At 69.3% G+C, this 18,671-nt stretch carries 15 protein-coding genes; 10 read left to right on the top strand and 5 right to left on the bottom strand.

What is annotated here, in order from left to right:
• The first annotated feature begins 131 nt into the window (after positions 1–131).
• The 6 genes from E4T13_RS06425 (at position 132) to E4T13_RS06400 (ending at position 5,941) form a co-directional block, all read left to right on the top strand.
• Entirely contained in the window at positions 132–2,003 is a 1,872-nt protein-coding gene (locus E4T13_RS06425) for a ribonucleoside-diphosphate reductase subunit alpha (RefSeq protein ID WP_137177365.1), read from the top strand.
• A complete protein-coding gene (locus E4T13_RS06420; RefSeq protein WP_137177364.1) occupies positions 1,994–2,188 on the top strand; it encodes a hypothetical protein in 195 nt (64 codons plus the stop codon). The genes E4T13_RS06425 and E4T13_RS06420 overlap by 10 nt, the downstream gene beginning before the upstream one ends.
• A gap of 41 nt (positions 2,189–2,229) precedes the next feature.
• Entirely contained in the window at positions 2,230–3,285 is a 1,056-nt protein-coding gene (locus E4T13_RS06415; protein ID WP_137177363.1) for a ribonucleotide-diphosphate reductase subunit beta, read from the top strand.
• Between the two features lie 100 nt (positions 3,286–3,385).
• Positions 3,386–4,816, top strand: a complete 1,431-nt coding sequence (gene cls, locus E4T13_RS06410) for a cardiolipin synthase (RefSeq protein WP_137177362.1) — start codon at positions 3,386–3,388, stop codon at positions 4,814–4,816.
• A 42-nt stretch (positions 4,817–4,858) separates the two neighbouring features.
• Entirely contained in the window at positions 4,859–5,530 is a 672-nt protein-coding gene (locus tag E4T13_RS06405) for an SCO family protein (protein ID WP_137177361.1), read from the top strand.
• A gap of 126 nt (positions 5,531–5,656) precedes the next feature.
• Positions 5,657–5,941: a hypothetical protein gene (locus E4T13_RS06400; protein WP_137177360.1), complete on the top strand. Its 285-nt coding sequence runs from the start codon at positions 5,657–5,659 to the stop codon at positions 5,939–5,941.
• A gap of 6 nt (positions 5,942–5,947) precedes the next feature.
• Here the strand turns inward: E4T13_RS06400 and E4T13_RS06395 are convergent, their stop codons facing one another.
• The gene (locus E4T13_RS06395; RefSeq protein ID WP_137177359.1) at positions 5,948–6,676 is read right to left on the bottom strand and encodes a methyltransferase domain-containing protein; all 729 of its coding nucleotides are present in this window, start codon (positions 6,674–6,676) and stop codon (positions 5,948–5,950) included.
• Entirely contained in the window at positions 6,673–6,891 is a 219-nt protein-coding gene (locus E4T13_RS06390; protein WP_137177358.1) for a DUF2007 domain-containing protein, read from the bottom strand. The genes E4T13_RS06395 and E4T13_RS06390 overlap by 4 nt, the downstream gene beginning before the upstream one ends.
• 126 nt (positions 6,892–7,017) lie before the next feature.
• Between E4T13_RS06390 and E4T13_RS06385 the strand changes: the two genes are divergently transcribed.
• Complete coding sequence (locus tag E4T13_RS06385; protein WP_137177357.1) at positions 7,018–8,034, top strand: polyprenyl synthetase family protein; 1,017 nt, start codon at positions 7,018–7,020, stop codon at positions 8,032–8,034.
• Between the two features lie 107 nt (positions 8,035–8,141).
• Here E4T13_RS06385 and E4T13_RS06380 read toward each other — a convergent pair whose 3' ends face one another.
• Positions 8,142–9,539, bottom strand: coding sequence for an aspartate aminotransferase family protein (locus E4T13_RS06380; protein ID WP_137177356.1), 1,398 nt, complete (start codon positions 9,537–9,539; stop codon positions 8,142–8,144).
• 154 nt (positions 9,540–9,693) lie between these two features.
• On the opposite strand from E4T13_RS06380, the gene E4T13_RS06375 reads away from it, so the two are divergent.
• Together E4T13_RS06375 and E4T13_RS06370 are read left to right on the top strand one after the other, a co-directional pair.
• Positions 9,694–10,938 carry a hypothetical protein gene (locus E4T13_RS06375; RefSeq protein ID WP_137177355.1) on the top strand — a complete coding sequence of 415 codons (1,245 nt, stop codon included), beginning with the start codon at positions 9,694–9,696 and terminating at the stop codon, positions 10,936–10,938.
• Positions 10,939–10,999: 61 nt separating this feature from the next.
• Positions 11,000–13,306, top strand: coding sequence for a molybdopterin-dependent oxidoreductase (locus E4T13_RS06370; RefSeq protein WP_137177354.1), 2,307 nt, complete (start codon positions 11,000–11,002; stop codon positions 13,304–13,306).
• A gap of 123 nt (positions 13,307–13,429) precedes the next feature.
• On the opposite strand, the gene E4T13_RS06365 is transcribed toward E4T13_RS06370, so the two are convergent.
• Complete coding sequence (locus E4T13_RS06365) at positions 13,430–15,466, bottom strand: PhoX family phosphatase (RefSeq protein ID WP_137177353.1); 2,037 nt, start codon at positions 15,464–15,466, stop codon at positions 13,430–13,432.
• 180 nt (positions 15,467–15,646) lie between these two features.
• Between E4T13_RS06365 and E4T13_RS06360 the strand changes: the two genes are divergently transcribed.
• Positions 15,647–17,620 (top strand): PhoX family phosphatase, encoded by a 1,974-nt coding sequence (locus E4T13_RS06360; RefSeq protein WP_137177352.1) that lies wholly within the window; start codon positions 15,647–15,649, stop codon positions 17,618–17,620.
• Between the two features lie 41 nt (positions 17,621–17,661).
• Here the strand turns inward: E4T13_RS06360 and E4T13_RS06355 are convergent, their stop codons facing one another.
• The gene (locus tag E4T13_RS06355; protein WP_170984835.1) at positions 17,662–18,642 is read right to left on the bottom strand and encodes a tripartite tricarboxylate transporter substrate binding protein; all 981 of its coding nucleotides are present in this window, start codon (positions 18,640–18,642) and stop codon (positions 17,662–17,664) included.
• Between the last annotated feature and the right edge of the window lie 29 nt (positions 18,643–18,671).

The raw sequence follows: 18,671 nt of genomic DNA, 5'->3' as shown, positions 1-18,671 counted from the left end.
ATGCAACGGGTAACCTTCGGCGCAGCGGTGGTGTTCGCGGGAGTGTGGCAACACTACATCTTGTTGCGGTGGGCCGGCCGGGGGCAAGGTGCCGGGCATGGGGGAGTCGCCTCGGGGGGCCGGGGCTGATCATGGGGGTAGTCGTGTTCGACGCAGTCCAGCTTGAAGGCCACGGCCAGGTCCGCATCGACCGCTCGCGCGACGCGCTGCTGACCGATTTCGGCAAGGCGACGCTGGACGACCGGTATCTGCTGCCGGGCGAATCCTACCAGGATTTGTTCGCCCGCGTGGCCTCGGCCTACGGGGACGACGCGGCGCATGCGCAGCGGATCTACGACTACATCTCGAAGCTCTGGTTCATGCCGGCCACGCCCGTGCTGTCCAATGGCGGGACGACGCGCGGGCTGCCGATCTCCTGCTTCCTGAACGAGGCTTCGGACAGCCTGGAGGGCATCGTCGGCCTCTGGAACGAGAATGTCTGGCTGGCGGCGAAGGGCGGCGGCATCGGCAGCTACTGGGGCAATCTGCGCGGCATCGGCGAGAAGGTCGGGCGCAACGGCAAGACCTCCGGCGTCATCCCCTTCATCCGGGTGATGGACAGCCTGACGCTGGCGATCAGCCAGGGCTCGCTGCGCCGCGGCTCGGCGGCCTGCTACCTGCCGGTGAACCATCCGGAGATCGAGGAATTCCTCGAAATGCGCCGCCCGACCGGCGGCGACCCGAACCGCAAGGCGCTGAACCTGCACCACGGCATCCTGATCCCCGACGCCTTCATGCGCGCGGTGGAGGCCGACGAGGAATGGGCGCTGGTCTCGCCGAAGGATGGCGCGCTGGTGCGCAAGGTCTCCGCGCGCGCGATCTGGATCCGCATCCTGACGGCGCGGATCGAGACCGGCGAGCCCTACATCATCTTCTCCGACCATGTGAGCCGCGCGCAGCCCGCGCATCACAAGCTGGCCGGGCTGGCGGTGAAGACCTCGAACCTGTGCTCCGAGATCACGCTGCCGACCGGCACCGACCAGCACGGCATGGAGCGCACCGCGGTGTGCTGCCTGTCCTCGCTGAACTGCGAGACCTGGTTCGAGTGGCACAAGGACCCGCAATTCATCCCGGACGTCATGCGCTTCCTGGACAACGTGCTGCAGAGCTTCATCGACACCGCGCCGGATTCGATGGCGCGGGCGCGCTACAGCGCGATGCGCGAGCGCAGCGTGGGCCTCGGCGTGATGGGCTTCCACAGCTTCCTGCAGTCGCTGAACGTGCCCTTCGAGAGCGTGGTAGCGAAAAGCTGGAACAAGCGGATGTTCAAGCATGTCCGCGAGGGTGCCGACCGCGCTTCGCGGGAACTGGCGCTGGAGCGCGGGCCTTGCCCGGATGCCGCGGAATACGACATGATGGAGCGCTTCTCGCACAAGATCGCGATCGCGCCGACGGCGTCCATCTCGATCATCTGCGGCGGCGCCAGCCCGGGCATCGAGCCGATCGCGGCGAATGTGTACAACCACAAGACGCTGTCCGGCAGCTACATCGTGCGCAACCCGTATCTCAAGAAGGTGCTGGCGAAGCACGGCCGCGACGACGAGGACACCTGGACCACGATCACGGTGCGCAAGGGCAGCGTGCAGCACCTCGATTTCCTCGACGAGCAGGAGAAGGCGACCTTCAAGACCGCCTTCGAGCTCGACCAGCGCTGGGTGGTGGAGCATGCGGCGGATCGCGCGCCCTTCATCTGCCAGTCGCAGTCGGTGAACCTGTTCCTGCCGGCCAATGTGCACAAGCGCGACCTGCACCAGATCCATGTGATGGCGTGGAAGCGCGGCGTGAAGTCGCTGTATTATTGCCGTTCGCTGTCGATCCAGCGCGCCGACGCGATCAGCGAGAAGGTGGTGGGCCAGTCGGACGTGATGGCGGCGCACCAGGAGGATGGCGGGCAGCCTTCGCTGAACCTTGTCACGCCGGCGGCGAATCCGACGAACTACGAGGAGTGCCTGGCATGCCAGTGACGGAAACCGCCGCGCAGCCGGAGGCGCTGCGCCTGGCCGCGCGGCGCGCGCATGTCTCGCGCCAGCTCGACCTGATGATCGACGAGCGCGGGCCGGTGGAACAGGTGCGGCGGCTGATCGCTGATCTTGATTCCATCTCCAGCGATCTGGCTAAGGCGCTGCGCGCGACTGACGCGCAGCGCTGACCTTCCCACGCAACGACTGACAAGGCCCGGAAAGAGCACCCATGCCGGACGACGCGCCTGCCCGCGACGAATTGCCGATCCGCTTCGACCTGCTTACCGCGAACCCGGTGTACAAACCCTTCCGCTACCCCTGGGCCTATGAGGCGTGGCTGCAGCAGCAGCGCATTCATTGGCTGCCGGAGGAGGTGCCGCTCGCGGATGACGTGAAGGACTGGCAGAAGAACTTGACGCCGTCCGAGAAGAACCTGCTGACGCAGATCTTCCGCTTCTTCACCCAGGCGGATGTCGAGGTGAACAACTGCTACATGAAGCAGTACAGCCAGGTCTTCAAGCCGACCGAAGTGCTGATGATGATGTCGGCCTTCTCCAATACGGAGACGATCCACATCGCGGCCTATTCGCACCTGCTCGATACCATCGGCATGCCGGAGATCGAGTACACCGCCTTCCTCAAATACAAGGAGATGAAGGACAAGTACGACTACATGCAGGCCTTCTCGGTGGAGAACAAGACCGAGATCGCCAAGACGCTGGCCGCCTTCGGCGCCTTCACCGAGGGGCTGCAGCTTTTCGCCTCCTTCGCCATCCTCATGAACTTCCCGCGGTTCAACAAGATGAAGGGCATGGGGCAGATCGTCTCCTGGTCCGTGCGGGACGAGACCCTCCATTGCCTGTCGGTGATCCGCCTGTTCCGCACCTTCGTGCAGGAGAATCCGGAGATCTGGACGGAGGAACTGAAGCGCGACCTCTACCTGATCTGCTCCACCATCGTGGACCACGAGGACGCCTTCATCGACCTCGCCTTCGAGCTCGGCGGCGTGCAGGGCCTCGATGCGACGCAGACCAAGCGGTACATCCGCTTCATCGCCGATCGCCGCCTGCAGCAGCTCGGCCTCGAGCCGCTCTACCGGATCGAGAAGAACCCGCTGCCCTGGCTCGACGAGATGCTGAATGCGGTGGAGCACACGAACTTCTTCGAGAACCGCGCAACGGAGTATTCCCGCGCTTCCACGGCCGGTTCCTGGGAGGAGGCCTTCGCCGATTCCACCTTCACCTCCGCGCAGCCGGAGGGGGAGATCGCGCTGCCGCGGCATTAGCCAGGGCGAGCGGCGCAACCCGCCGCAGGGCGTCGAACACGACGCCCGCGCCGCTTCCCTGGCGTGCATGCGCGCGCAAAGCCTGCCACCCTGATCCTCCATGTGGATCTGGCTGAACCTCGCCCTGCATGTCGCCCTGCAGGGCGCGCTCATCCTGCGCGCCCTGCTGCGGCCGCATCGCGACCCCGCTTCCCGCATTGCCTGGATCGTGGTGATCCTGGCCGTCCCCATCCTCGGCATGCTCGCCTATCTGCTGCTCGGCGAGACGAATATCGGCCGGCGCCGCGTGGCCAGGCTGCGGGCGGTGCTGGCGCAACTGCCCGATCCCGCGCGCCCGCCGGGCGACGTGCCGCTGGCGGCGATCCCGGAGGCCGAACGCCCGCTGTTCCGCGTCGGGCAGTCCATCAGCGGCTACGCCCCCGTCGGCGGCAACCGCGGCGCGGTGCTGCCGGACTCCGAGGCGGTCATCGCGGCGCTCGTCGCCGACATCGACGCCGCGCGGCAGGACGTGCATCTGCTCTTCTACATCTGGCTGCCCGATGGCAGCGGCACCGCGGTGGCCGAGGCGCTGTGCCGCGCGGCAAAGCGTGGCGTCACTTGCCGCGCGATGGTGGATGACCTCGGCAGCCGGCTGCTGATCAAGAGCCCGCTCTGGCCGAGGATGCAGGAAGCGGGCGTCCGGCTCGGCCGCGCACTGCCCGTGGGCAATCCGCTGCTGCGTCCTCTGTCGGGCCGCATCGACCTGCGCAACCATCGCAAGATCGTGGTGATCGACGGCGCCGTCACGTATTGCGGCAGCCAGAACTGCGCGGATGCGGCCTTCCGCATCAAGGCGCGCTTCGCGCCCTGGGTGGATGTGGTGATGCGCTTCGAAGGGCCAGTCGCCTGGCAGAACCAGCACCTCTTCGCGAGCGACTGGATGACCTATGCCGGAGAGGACCTGACGGACCTGCTCCGCCGCCCCGTGCCGCCGGCGCAGGGCGGCATCGTCGCGCAGGTCGTGGCCAGCGGCCCCACCGCGCGGCATTCCGCCGTGCCGGAGATGTTCCAGAGCCTGATGTTCGCGGCACGGCAGGAACTGGTGATCACCACGCCCTACTACGTCCCGGACGAGGCGATGCAGGCGGCGCTTTGCGCCGCCGCCTTCCGTGGCGTGGCCACGACCATCGTCTTCCCCGCGCGCAACGACAACCTTGCCGTCGGCGCCGCGAGTCGCAGCTATTATGCGGGGCTGCTCGGCGCCGGGGTGCGCATCCTGGAATTCGGCGGCGGCCTGCTGCACGCCAAGACGCTCTGCGTGGATGGCGAGGTGGCGCTGATCGGCTCGGCCAACATGGACCGCCGCAGCTTCGACCTGAACTACGAGAACAACATCCTGCTCTACGATCCGGCGTCAACACGGGCGTTGCGCGACCGGCAGGAACGCTGGATCGCGCAATCCCGCCCCGTGCGGGCTGCGGATGTCGCGGCCTGGCCGATGTCGCGACGCCTCTGGAACAACGCGCTCGCCGTGCTCGGGCCGGTGTTGTAGCGCCGGTGGACGCGGGCGCGCCGGGAGCCTATCTCCTCCGACATGCTGCAAGCGGTTCGCATCGTCGCGCTCATGCTGGTCGTGCTCTTCGGCGGGCTTTGGGCCGCCGCATGGCTCGGCCGTGGCGAAGGCGAGGGGCCCGGCGAGTCATTCGGTCGCCTGGTGGCCAGCCTGTTCGGCGGCGGGATGCCCGCCCCCTCCGCCGGCGTGCAGATGCCGCAGGGCATGGCGCTGGGCGGGCCGTTCCGACTGGTGGACCAGTCCGGCAAGGCGGTGACCGAGGCGGACTTCGCCGGGAAGTTCCTGCTCGTCTATTTCGGCTACACCTATTGTCCCGATGTCTGCCCGACCGAGCTCGGCGTGATGGCGCATGCGATGGACGCTCTGGGCGAGGATGCCGCGCGCGTCACGCCGGTGTTCGTCAGCGTGGACCCGGAGCGCGACACGCCCGAGGCCCTGGCCGACTATGTGTCCCGTTTCCACCCCCGGATGATCGGCCTGACGGGCACGCCGGAGCAGGTTGCGGCGGCGGCGCGCGCCTATCGCGTGTATTATGCGAAGGTCCAGCGGCCGGAGATGACGCAGTATCTGATGGACCACTCCTCCTTCACCTACCTGGTTGGCCCGGATGGCCGCGTTCGTGCCTTGTTCCGGCCGGAGACGGCGCCGGAAGCCATGGCCGCGGCGGTGCGCGGCCAGTTGCGCGGCGCGTGACATGCCGGCACCGGCATCGTCTGTTGGAAATGGCCGGAGGGTTTCTGTGGGCGTTATCCGCGGCTATGATGTAATCTTGAAGGCCTCGGCATCTGCCGGCCGGGGGCCAAGGGAGCTGCTTCGTTGATGTCCGAAGAGGATCGGGGCCCGCCGGCACGGGAAGCGGGGCGTTCCGCGGCCGGTCCGCCGCGCCACACGCGGCGTCTTTCCGACAAGATCCTGATCGCGTTCCATCACGCCTGCGACCAGGGCGACTACGAGGTCGCGGAGGAATTGCTGCGCATCCTGGAGATGATGCTCACCCGCCGCCCGGTGGCGCCGGATGTGAACCGCCGCAAGAACATGGAAAGCCTTGTCGCGGCGCATGAAAGGCTGTGGCTGCTGCGCCACCCCGACGCGAACGAGAAGTAGCGCGGCTCAGACCGGCAGGGCCGCGGCGTCGCGCAGGATCGCGAGCGCCGCCGGGCTGTCCCCCGCCTGCGCATGCAGCACGAGTCCCGGCAGGATCCGCCCCGGCCCCTTCCCGCCGCGTCGCGCGGCGACAAGCACGCGCCGCGCCAGCGACTCGGGGCGGGGCCAGAGCGGTAGCAGGGCGGGGCTGCCGAATCCGGCCTCGGCCAGGGCGGCCAGCCCGTCGGCGAACCGCGCGGCCGGCAGGATGAGGGTCGCGCTGCCGCGATGGGCGACCGCTGCTGCGAGGCAGGCGGTCCAGGCGTCGAGTCCTGCTTCCGCATGGGTTGCAGCACTGCGCAGCCGCGTCGGCGGCGCGGTGCCAGCGTCCCAATAAGGCGGATTCGCGAAGCCATGCGCGCAGCGCGGCAGCGCGCGGCGCAGCGCGGGATCGGCGACATCGCCCTCGATGACCGTCACACGGTCTGCCAGGCCGTTGAGCGCCGCGTTCTCCCGCGCCAGCGCGGCAAGTTCCGGCTCGCGCTCCACCGCGACGACGGCGAGTCCCGGCACCCGCGCGGCGAGGCACAGGAAGGCGGCGCCGGTGCCGCAGCCGAGTTCCAGCACGCTCTCGTCCGGGCGGGCCGGCACGGCGGCCGCCAGCAGCACGGCGTCATGCCCGGCGCGCAGGCCCTGGCGCGGCTGGCGCAGCCGCACCCGGCCATCCAGCAGCCTGTCCTCGCTGACGTCGCTCACGCCATCCCCTCGGTCTCGCCCGCCTCGCGCAGCACGCGCAGCGCCTGCGCGGCCTCGTCATCCGGCACGGCGAGGCGGCGGGGGAATATGCCGATGCCGCCCTCCACGGCGCTGATGGCGGCATCGAAGACAACGGGCGTGCATCCCGCGTCGCGCAGCAACGCCACCAGGAAGGACAGCCGCACCGGATCGGTGGTGGCGATCAGCACGCGCATCCCGCTGTTCCCGTTCCTTCCGTTCCTTCCCACTCTGCCACGGCGGGCCGCCATGCTTGCCGCTGGCAGGGGCGGGGGCTAGGTTGCCGCCACCTGGAACGGGGTCAAGTGAGCGTGGATCTGCCAATGCCGGCGAGCGCCGAACCCGTCGCACCCGCCGCCGGCGAGGATGCGCTCACGGCGCTCACGGCACTCGTCCGCGACGATCTCGAAGCCTGCAACCGGCTGATCGTCGAGCGCATGCAGAGCGAGGTTGCGCTGATCCCGCAGCTTGCCGCGCATATCGTCGCGGCCGGCGGCAAGCGGCTGCGCCCGCTGCTGACGCTCGCGGCCGCGCGCATGGCGGGCTATCGCGGCACGCGCCATGTGGCGCTGGCCGCCTGCGTGGAGTTCATCCACACCGCGACGCTGCTGCATGACGACGTGGTGGACGAAAGCGCGCTCCGCCGCGGCCAGGCCAGCGCGAATGCGCTGTTCGGCAACAAGCCTTCCGTGCTGGTCGGTGACTTCCTCTTCGCCCGCGCCTTCCAGTTGATGGTCACCGACGGCTCGCTCGAAGTGCTGCGCATCCTGTCGGAAGCCTCCGCCACGATCTCGGAAGGCGAGGTGCTGCAACTGGTAATCCAGAACGACACCGGCAGCACCGAAGCGCAGTATCTCGCCGTGATCGAGGGCAAGACCGCCGCGCTGTTCGCGGCCGCGACCGAAGTCGGAGCGGTCGTCGCCGAATGCGGCGCGGCGGAGCAGTCGGCGCTGCGCGCCTATGGCCACAATCTCGGCGTGGCCTTCCAGCTGATCGACGATGCGCTGGACTACTCGGCCGAACAGGAGCGGCTGGGCAAGACTGTCGGCGACGATTTCCGCGAGGGCAAGATCACCCTGCCGGTGCTGCTGGCCTTCGCCCGCGGCAGCGAGGAGGAGCGCGAATTCTGGCGCCGCACGGTCGAAGGGCGTGAGCAGACGGAAGCGGATCTCTCGACCGCGATCGCGCTGATGCAGAAGCACCGCGCCTTCGCCGACACGGTGGGGCGCGCGCGCGATTACGGCGCGAAGGCGCTGGCGGCGCTGGAGATGTTCGCCGACGGCGCGGAGAAGCGGGCCCTGGCGGATATCGTGGAATTCTGCATCAGCCGCGCGCGCTGAAGCACTCTCAAGTCAGGCGGACTTTCCCGGCGACCCGGATGCGGTGAGAAGGTCATGGCTGCCCGTCGCTGGCGGGAGGCGGCGGACGCCTCCCGCGCGTGCCGGCGTCACACCAGCGCGATGCTCTCCCGGCGGAGCTGCACCGTCAGCGCATCGAGGGCGCGGCCGACGCGGGCGACCATCTCGTCCACCTCGGCCTCGGTGATGATCAGCGGCGGCGAGAAGCCCATGGAGTCGTTGACCATGGCGCGCGTGATCACGCCCTCGCCCTCGGCCAGCTTGGCCAGGCGCGGGCCGACCTTGGCGCCGGGGTCGAAGTTGCGATGCGTCGGCTTGTCCGCCACCAGTTCCATGGCCGCGACGAGGCCGACGCCACGCACCTCGCCCACCAGCGGATGGTCGGCGAAGCGGGCGCGCAGCGACTTCTGCATATGCGCGCCCACGCGCTTCGCATGCGCGACGACATCCATTTCGTCATAGATCTTGAGCGTTTCCACCGCGACGGCGGCGGGCACCGGATGGCCCGAATAGGTGAAGCCGTGGCCCCAGGTGCCGATCGTGGCGGAGCCGTCGGCAAGCGCCTGGAAGACGCGGTCGTTCACCATCACCGCGCTGATCGGCAGGAAGCTGGCGGACAGCGCCTTGGCGCAGACCAGGATGTCCGGCGCGATGCCGAAGGTCTGGCTGCCCCAGTAGCTGCCGGTGCGCCCGAAGCCGCAGATCACCTCGTCCGCCACGAACAGCACGTCGTGCTTCTTCAGCACAGCCTGCACCTTCTCGTAGTAGGTGGCGGGCGGCACGATCACGCCGCCCGCGCCCATCGCCGGCTCGGCGAAGAAGGCGGCGACGGTCTCGGGGCCTTCACGCTGGATCACCTGGTCCAGCTCCTCGGCGAGGCGCGTCGCGAAATCCTCCTCGGACTCGCCGGGATTGGCGCCGTGGTAGTGGTGCGGCGTCGAGACATGGATGAAGCGGTCGGAGACGGGCAGGTCGAACATCTTGTGGTTCGCCGGCAGCCCGGTGATGGAGCCCGAGGCGATGGTGATTCCGTGATAGCCCTTCAGCCGCCCGATGATCTTCTTCTTGTTCGGCCGCCCCATCGCGTTGTTGGCGTACCAGATCATCTTCACCGCGGTGTCGTTCGCCTCCGATCCCGAATTGGCGAAGAACACCTTGGACATGGGCACCGGCGCGCGCTCGATCAGCATCTCCGCCAGGTCGATCATCGGCTCATGCGATTTGGCGGTGAAGCCGTGGTAGAAGGGCAGCTTCTGCATCTGCCTGTAGGCGGCATCCACCAGCCGCTTGTTGTCGAAGCCGAGCGAGGCGCACCACAGGCCGGCCATCGCCTCGATGTATTCCTTGCCCTGGTCGTCGAACACGCGCACGCCCTCGCCGCGGCTGATCACCAGCGGGCCGGCCAGCGCATGGGCGCGGTGGTCGGTGTAGGGGTGCAGGACATTGGCGATGTCGCGGATGGCGTTGGAATTGCGGGGCGGGGTCATTTGGCACTCTCGCTTCTCACCGGAGCCGGAAGGCTAGCCGAGGGCGCGCGGCAAGGCGAGGCTTGCGCGGGGCCGGGGCACGGAAGCATTTCATGCAGGGGTTGCAAGTCGCTATCCTGCCCAGGCTCGAAATGGCGGGAAGGAGGCCCGGGACATGCCCGATCTTGCCAGCAAGGCCGCGCTGGGTGCGGTACTGCTGCTTTGCCTGCCGGGGACGGCCGCGTCCCGCGACCTGTTCAGCGGCACCTTCACGGTGGACGGCCAGACGGCATCGGCCGGCTCCAGCAACGCCACGGATTTCGCCGACTTCTTCACGGATGCCGGGCTGACCAGCCTGTTCGCGGGCTACACGACCAGTTCGGCCGCGACCGCCGATGTCTCGCTCCGCGGCGTGCCGGCGGTCCTGTCCTACCCTGCCAACTCGACCACGCTCCGCCTGCAGATCCCCTCGATCGGGGTGGATGAGAGCTTCACCGGCGCCACGCGCGACGACTCCCAGCAACTGGCACTCGACTGGTTGCAGGGCCAGGGCGGGCCGGCGGTGACGCGCTTCCTGCAGCAGGCCGTGGCAACGACGCCGGTGGACCCGATGGCGGGCAACCCGAACAGCCTGATGTCGCAGATGGGCGCATCGGATTTCGGCTCCGCGCTTGGCGGTTCGGGCGGAACCGGCGCGGCCTTCGGCGCGCGTGGCACCGGCGGCAGCTTCAACGCGGCGGCGCGTTTCGGCAGCTATTCCGCCTCGGGCTACAACACCGACGCCTACAGCCTGCCGCTCGGCTACGACTACGGCTTCGAGAACGGCATGACGCTGCTGCTGGATGCGCCGCTGACGCTGGTGGATACGGCGGGCGCCCAATCCTATTCGGGCTCGGTGGGCGTCGGGCTGCGCGTGCCGGTGCCGCTCCACCGCGAATGGGCGAACTGGACGCTGACGCCGATGCTGCGCGCCGGCGGCGTCGGATCGGTGGATGCGGGGTCGGTCGGCGGCATCTGGTCGGCTTCCGTGACCAGCGTGCTGGACCTCCGGCTGAGCGGATCCTCCACGCTGACCATCGGCAACATGGTCAGCCGGCTGCAGACGCTGCCGATCAATTTCCAGGACTACAACGTCAGCTATGAGCTGACCAACTTCATGTTCCGCAACGGCGCGATCTACACCCACGCCCTGACCACCTGGCGCGGGCGGGAGGTGAGCGGGTCGGTCTTCCTGATCGACACGCGCTTCACCGGCGACGCGCTCTACGTGGAATCCTATCAGGAATACGGCGCCTATCTCAGCCTGGGGAACCCCGTTCGCGGCACGGGCAACACGCTGCCGATCCGGCTGGGATTCACCATCCTCAGCGGTGACAACGGCTATGGCGGCTTCAGCCTCAATTTCGGGATGAGCTTCTGATGGCCTGGCGATCCGGCCCCGCCGCTTCCGCCGCGGGGCGGCCTCGGATAGGGTCGGGCGCATGACCGAGATCAAGCCGCACGGATCGCATTTCGGCGCCTTCGAGGCCGTGGTTGAAGGTGGGCGCCTCGTGGAGGCGAGGCCCTTCGCGCGCGATCCCTTTCCGGGGTCGCTGCTGCAGTCCATCCCCGATGCGGTGCATAGCGCCGCGCGCATCGATCGTCCCTATGTCCGCGCCGGCTGGCTGAAGGGCGAGCGGCGCGGCAGCGCCCGTGGCGGCGATGCCTTCGTGCCCGTCTCCTGGGACCGAGCCATCCGCCTCGTCGCCGAGGAATCCACGCGCATCCGCGGCGAGCATGGCCATGCCTCGGTGCTCGGCGGCAGCTATGGCTGGTCCTCGGCCGGGCGCTACCACCATGCGCGGACGCAACTGCATCGGTTCCTCGGCCTCGCCGGCGGGTTCACCGCGCAGGTGACGAACTACTCCTACGGCGCCGGCATGACGCTGATGCCGCATATCCTCGGCACCAACGAGGTCATCCAGGGGCCCGTCACCGACTGGGCGGCGATCCGGGCCAATGCCCGCGTCATGCTCTGCTTCGGCGGGCTGCCGCTGAAGAACGGCCTCATCACCTCCGGCGGCAGCGGCGCGCATGAATACGTGCCTCTGATGAAGGCCGCGGCCGAGGCCGGGCTGCGCTTCGTCAACATCTCCCCCTTCCGTGGCGACGTTGCGGAGTTTCTCGGCGCCGAATGGGTGCCGATCCGGCCCGGCAGCGATGCCGCGATGATCCTGGCCATGGCGCAGGTGATCCTGGAGGCGGGCCGGCAGGACGATGATTTCCTCGCGCGCTGCGCGGTGGGCTTCGCGCCCTTCGCCGCCTATCTGCGCGGCGAGACGGACGGCGTGGCGAAGACGCCGGAATGGGCGACGAAGCTCACCGACGTGCCCGCGGAGACGATCCGGCGCCTGGCGCTGGAGATCGCGGCCACACCGAACATGCTCACCGCCACCTGGTCCATCCAGCGCGCGGAGCATGGCGAGCAGCCCTGGTGGGCTCTGGTGGCGCTGGCGGCGACGCTGGGCACCATCGGCAAGGCAGGGCAGGGCGTCGCCTTCGGCTATGGCTCGATGAACGGCATCGGCACGCCGCGGCACGAGGTGCCGAGCGTGGCGGGCGTCTCCGTGAAGAACCCGGTCGGCGCCTATATCCCCGTCGCCCGCGTGACCGAACTGCTGGAGCGGCCGGGCGAGATCCTGCAGTACAACGGGCGCGACCTGCGCCTGCCGGACATCCGCATGATCTGGTGGGGCGGCGGCAATCCCTTCCATCACCACCAGGATCTCGGCCGCCTGCTGCGCGGCTGGAACCGGGCGGACACGGTGGTGGTGCAGGAGCCCTGGTGGACCGCGCTGGCGCGCCATGCCGACATCGTGCTGCCGGCGACCACCTCGCTGGAGCGCAACGACATCGGCAGCGCCTCCCGCGATCGCTTCGTGCGGGCCATGCACCAGGCGATCGCGCCGGTCGGGCAGGCACGCAACGACGTGGACATGCTGGCCGACATCGCCGACGCGCTCGGCTTCCGTGCCGCCTTCACGGAGCAGCGCGACGAGATGGCCTGGCTCGATCACCTCTATGGCCGCTGGCGGCAGGCCTGCGCGGCGCAGGGGATCGAGGTCCCCGACTTCGCGCAATTCTGGGAGCAGGGCTTCGTCGAGATCCCGCCGCCCGCGACCAGCTACACGCAATTCGCCGAGTTCCGCTCCGATCCTGAGGCGCACCCGCTCAACACCGCCACCGGCAAGGTGGAGATCTTCTGCGAGACGATCGCGCGCTTCGGCTATGCGGAAGTGCCGGGCCATCCGGTGTGGCAGGAGCCGCGCGAATGGCTGGGCGGAAGCCTCGCGCAACGCTTCCCGCTGCACATGCTGTCCTTCCAGCCCTTCACGCGGCTGCATGGGCAGCTCGATGTCGGCCGCGTCGCCGCTGCGAACCGCGTGCAGGGGCGCGAGCCGATCCTGATGCACCCGGACGACGCCGCGGCGCGTGGGTTGGCGGATGGGGAGGTGGTGCGCGTCTTCAACGACCGCGGCGCCATCGCCGCCGGACTGCGCGTGACCGAGGCGATCCGCCCCGGCGTCGTGGCCATGGCCACCGGCGCCTGGTGGAATCCCGCCCGGCCTGGCGCGACGGATTCGCCCTGCCTGCATGGCAACGCGAATGTTCTGACGCAGGATGTCGGCACCTCTCGCCTCGGCCAGGGCTCCGCGGCGCAGTCCTGCCTGGTGGAGATCGCGCGCTGGGAGGGCGAGCTGACGCCGATCCGCGTGCATGCCCCGCCGGAGGGCGCGACCGCGCCGTAGTTGCGCGACGCACTGCGCTGCTGAGCCTGGCCCGGCCGTGCCGGCCGGCCTGGGCGATACCGCGGACGGATGGGGCGGCGACCTTGCGACCGCCGCCCCGAGCCGATCCAGATGGCGCGGCGGTCAGCTGCCGATGATGCCGCCGTCGTCCTTGGTGATCACCAGCGTGGCCGACAGCGGCACGCCGTCGCCGTTCGGGAAGCGGCTGTTGACCTGGCCGGCTGCCCATTCGGCGGGCGTGGTCGTGGCTCCCGGGTGCTGCACATTGACGAACATGGTGCGCCTGTCCGGCGTGGTGACCACGCCGGTGATCTCCTGCCCGTGTGGGCCGGTCAGGAAGCGGCGCGCCTCGCCGGTCGTGGGATCGGCGCAGAGCATCTGGTTGTTGCCGAAGGGCGCAAGCGGTCCCTTGAGCTGTTCGGCCTCGCCGATATCGGTCTGGATCCACATGCGGCCATCGGCGTCGAACCAGAGCCCGTCCGGGCAGGCCAGCATGTTGTCCGCGTTCACCGGCGCGCCGCCGGCAATGCGGCTGTCACCCTCCGGCCCCGCAATCAGGAACAGGTCCCAGGTGAAGCGCGTCGCCGCATGGTCGTCATTGGCCTCGCGCCAGCGGATGATCTGGCCGAAGCGGTTCTGCGCGCGCGGGTTCGGTCCGTCCACCTGCGCAGGTGTGCGGCGCGAGTTGTTCGTCAGCGTGAAGTAGACGCGCCCGTCGCGCGGATCCACCGCGCCCCATTCCGGCCGGTCCATCTTCGTGGCGCCGACGGCATCCGCGGCCAAGCGCGTATTGACCAGCACCTCGCCCTGGTCGGCGAAGCCGTTGGCCGCCGTCAGCGGGCCGACGCCATGCTGCAGCGGCAGCCATTCGCCGCTGCCATCGGCGTTGAACTTCGCCACGTAGAGGACGCCCTCATCCAGCAGCGCGCCGTTCGCCGTCGCGCGGTTGAAGGGCCGGGCGGACACGAATTTGTAGATGTATTCGAAGGTGCTGTCGTCGCCGGAATAGGCGACGACCGGCCGGCCTTCCCGCGCCGGTCCGAATACCACGCCCTCATGCGCGAAGCGGCCCAGCGCGGTGCGCTTCACCGGCATGGCGCCCGGGTTGAAGGGGTCGATCTCGACAAGCCAGCCGAAGGCATTGACCTCGTTACGGTAGTCCTGCGTGGCGTCGGCCCCGGTCTTGGAGACGTTGAAGCGCACGAACTCGTCCCCGCCGTCGCGCACCTGGTCCCAGTTGTAGCGGCCCTGGCCGGTCGGCACGCCGTAGCGCGCCTGCTCACGCGGCAGGTCCGGCTTCTGGTCCACCTGGTCGGTGTTGCGGAAGTAGCCCGCCCAGTTCTCCTCGGCGGTGATGTAGGTGTTCCAGGGCGTCACGCCATGCGCGCAGTTGTTCAGCGTGCCGCGCACCCGCGTGCCATCCGGGCTGTACTTCGTGCGGACGAGGGCATGGCCGCGCACCGGCCCGCCGATCTCCATCGGCGTCGCGGCGGTGATGCGGCGGTTGCGCGGATCGGCCATGACAGCCCAGCGGCCGTTCGCGCCCTTCGCGATCCGCACCACGGACACGCCGTGGGCATTGATCTCCTTCAGCGCCTCGTCCGGGTCGCGCGCGCCGCCGGTCAGCGGCATGCGCCCGCTGCCGAGCGACAAGCCCGCGGCGCGGGCGTGCATGAAGCGCGGCTCGACATATTCGTGGTTCAGCACCAGGAGGCCGTCGCTGCTGCTGCCCTGGTCGGGCTCGCGGCCCTCGATCGGGAAGAAGTGCATGCCGTCGTGGTGGGCGCCGATGGCCATGCCCTGCTCGGCGCCGGTCAGTTCGGTCGGGGCGCGCCACGGGCGGCCATCGAGCGGCGTGCCCTGCGGGATCAGCACCTGCACAGAGTAGCCTTCCGGCACCACGACCGTGTCGTTCGCGCTGATCGGCACGGGCTTGAAGCCGATGGTCGGGCGCTGGGCCGCCTGGGTGGAGCCCTGGGCGAGGGCCGGGCCGGCGCCGATGAAACCGGAGATGGCGGAGGCGAGGCCGCCCATCAGCATGCCGCGGCGGCCAAGCCGGACCTCGGCGATCTGGGCGAAGGTCGGATTCGCCGAGGTGTTGGAGGGGATCTCGTCGCCTGCCTCGAGGTCGTGGGGCAGGTGAAGCAGGTCATCCGGCATCGTCGCGTCTCCCGGGCGTTGTCTGGATGAGCGCGTCTTAGCGGCGGGCCGCGACGGTTCCGCGAAAGGACGATTGCGCTCCTGTGACAACGACACGCGCATCTCGCCCGGTCATCCGGTTGACCGCAGTGGCCGCGCGCGCATTGTGACACTACAGTGACAACCAGGAGGAAATGTCCCATGCGACCGGATGAGTCCGAAATGGACCTCCCCGAGATCGAGGACATCGGCAGCAATCCCGCGCCGGGCGAGCCGATTGGTGCCTTGATCGAGTCGCGACTGACCCGGCGTGCCGCGTTGCGCGGCCTGGCGGGCGCAGGCGCGGCTGCTGCGCTGGCCGAGGCGCTGGTCAGCGAGGCGACGGCTCAGCCCTTGCCGGTGCCGCGCAGCGGCGGACCCTCGACGCTGACCTTCCACGAAGTGCCGCAGGGGCTCAGCCAGACGCACCAGGTGGCCGACGGCTACGACGTGCAGATGGTGATCCGCTGGGGCGATGCGGTGCTGAGGGACGCGCCGCCCTTCAACCCGCATGCGCTGACCGCTGAATCGCAGGCGATGCAGTTCGGCTACAATTGCGACTACCTCGACTACTGGCCGCTGCCGGCGGGTTCGCGCAATTCCGAGCATGGCCTGCTGTGCGTGAACCACGAATACACCAACACCAACCTGATGTTTGCGGGGATTGGCGAAGGCCGCGCGGCCCGCGGCCGCACCAACCGCGAGCAGGCGGCGGTGGAGATCGCCGCGCACGGCATGAGCGTGGTGGAGGTGCGCAAGGAAGGGGGCGTGTGGCGTAGCGTGCCCGGCGGGCGCCTGAACCGCCGTATCACGATGGAGACGCCGATGCGCCTCAGCGGCCCGGCCGCAGGCCATCCCCGCCTGCGCACCAATGCCGACCCGACCGGCACGCGCGTGCTCGGCACGCTCAACAACTGCGCCGGCGGTAACACGCCCTGGGGCACCGTGATCACCGCGGAGGAGAACTTCAACAACTACTTCGGCGGCGCCGCGGCCGAGACCGGGGCCGAAGCCGCGAACTACAAGCGCTACGGCGTGCAGCGCAACGCGACCTGGGCCTGGGGGCGCTTCTTCGACCGCTTCGACCTGGACAAGGAGCCGAACGAGCCGAACCGCTTCGGCTGGATCGTCGAGTTCGACCCCTACGACCCGGAGAGCGTGCCGGTGAAGCGCACCGCGATGGGCCGCTTCAAGCATGAGGGGGCGACACACGCGATCAGCGCGGATGGACGGGTGGCCTTCTATTCCGGCGACGACGAGCGCTTCGACTACCTCTACAAGTTCGTCACCGCCCGGCCCTGGAACCCGAATGACCGCGCGGCCAACCGCGACCTGCTCGACGACGGCACGCTGCATGTCGCGAAGTTCGAGGAGCGGGGCGTCATGCGCTGGCTGCCACTGGTCTTCGGCGAGGGGCCGCTGACACCGGCGAACGGCTTCGCCTCGCAGGCCGATGTGATGATCGAGACGCGCCGCGCAGCCGACCTGCTGGGCGCGACGCCGATGGACCGGCCGGAGGATGTCGAGACCAACCCGGTGAACGGCCGTGTCTACGTCATGCTCACCAACAACAACCGCCGGACGGCGCAGCAGGTCGGCCCGGGCAATCCGCGCGCGAACAACGTGCATGGCCATGTGGTGGAGGTGATCCCGCCCGGCGCCGGCACCGGCCGCGTGGACCACGCCGCGACGGAGGCGCGGTGGGAGATCTTCCTGATGGCCGGCAAGCCGGGGATGGATGCCGGCGCGCGTTATCATCGCGCGACCAGCGACAATGGCTGGCTCTCCTGCCCCGACAACGTCGCCTTCGACAGCAAGGGCCGGATCTGGATCTCGACCGATGGCGGGCCGGAGAATGCCGGCATCGCCGATGGCATCTGGGCGGCTGACACCTCCGGGCACGGCCGCGCGCTGACGCGCCGCTTCTTCCAGGCGCCGACCGGGGCGGAAGTGTGCGGGCCGCGCTTCACACCGGATGACCGTACGCTGTTCCTGGCCATCCAGCATCCCGGCGAGGATGTGGGATCCACCTTCGAACGCCCCTCCACGCGCTGGCCCGACTTCAGGGAGGGCGAGCCGCCGCGGCCTTCGGTGGTGGCCATCGTCAAGCGCGACGGCGGCGAGATCGGCGGCTGACAGGCGCGGGGCGCCGCCTTTGCTGCGGCGCCCCGGTGCGATCAGTTCTGGATGGTGATGCCCTTCACGCGGATCACCTCGCTCCAGCGCGCCAGGTCGCTCTGCATCACGGCGCGCAGCGCGGCGCCGTCGCCCAGCACCGGCGTCGCGCCCTGCTGCACGAAGCGCGCGCGCACCTCCGGCGTGTTCAGCACCTTGTCGAGTTCGGTGCGGATGGTGGCGACGAGCGCGGGGTCCATGCCCTTCGGGCCGAGCATCCCGTACCAGAAGGAATAGGCGAAGTCGAAGCCCTGCTCCTTCGCGGTCTGCACATCCGGCAGCAGCGGGATGCGACCGTGGCTGGTGCCGATCGCGATGGCGCGCGCGCGGCCATCCTGCACGGCGCCCATCACCGTCGCGGGCGCTGCGATCAGCAGGCCGACGCGCCCCGCCAGCAGGTCCGCGAAGGCCGGGCCCATGCCGCGATACGGCACATGCGTCATCCTTATGCCCGCGATGTCCTGCAGGTATTCGGTGTAGAGATGCGGCGAGGAGCCGGCGCCCATCGATCCGTAGAAATTCGCATCCGCCGGCTTGCCGCGCACCAGCTCGACATACTCACGCAGCGTGCGCGCGGGCGAGCTGGCCGGCACGACGAAGACCGTCGGGTAGTCCAGCATCAGAGAGATCGGCGTGAAATCCGTCATCACGTCGAAGCCGAGGTTGGGATAGAGCGGCGGAGCAGTCGCCAGCGAATTGTCCGTCAGCAGCAGCGTGGTGCCGTCGTTGGGCGAGCGGACGACATTGGTCCAGCCGACCACGCCGCCGCCACCGGAGCGGTTGTCCACGATGAAGTTGCCGCCGGTCTGCGCCGCAAGCTGCGTGGCGACGATGCGCGCGATGAAGTCGCTGGTGCCGCCGGGCGGATAGGTGATGAGGATGCGGACCTGGCGGTTGCCCGGCCAGGCCGCACCCTGCGCGCGCGCCAGGGCGGGCGCGGCGAGGGCGGCCGCGGTGGCGGCGATCAGCCTGCGTCGTTGCATGTCGTTTCTCCCACTGCCTGCCGGTTCCG

This window comes from Roseomonas sp. AR75 (assembly GCF_005222815.1).
In the GTDB taxonomy this organism is placed as follows: Bacteria; Pseudomonadota; Alphaproteobacteria; order Acetobacterales; family Acetobacteraceae; genus Falsiroseomonas.
The sequence above is the reverse complement of the archived record's forward strand: the minus strand, read 5'-3'. Positions and strand labels throughout refer to the sequence as shown.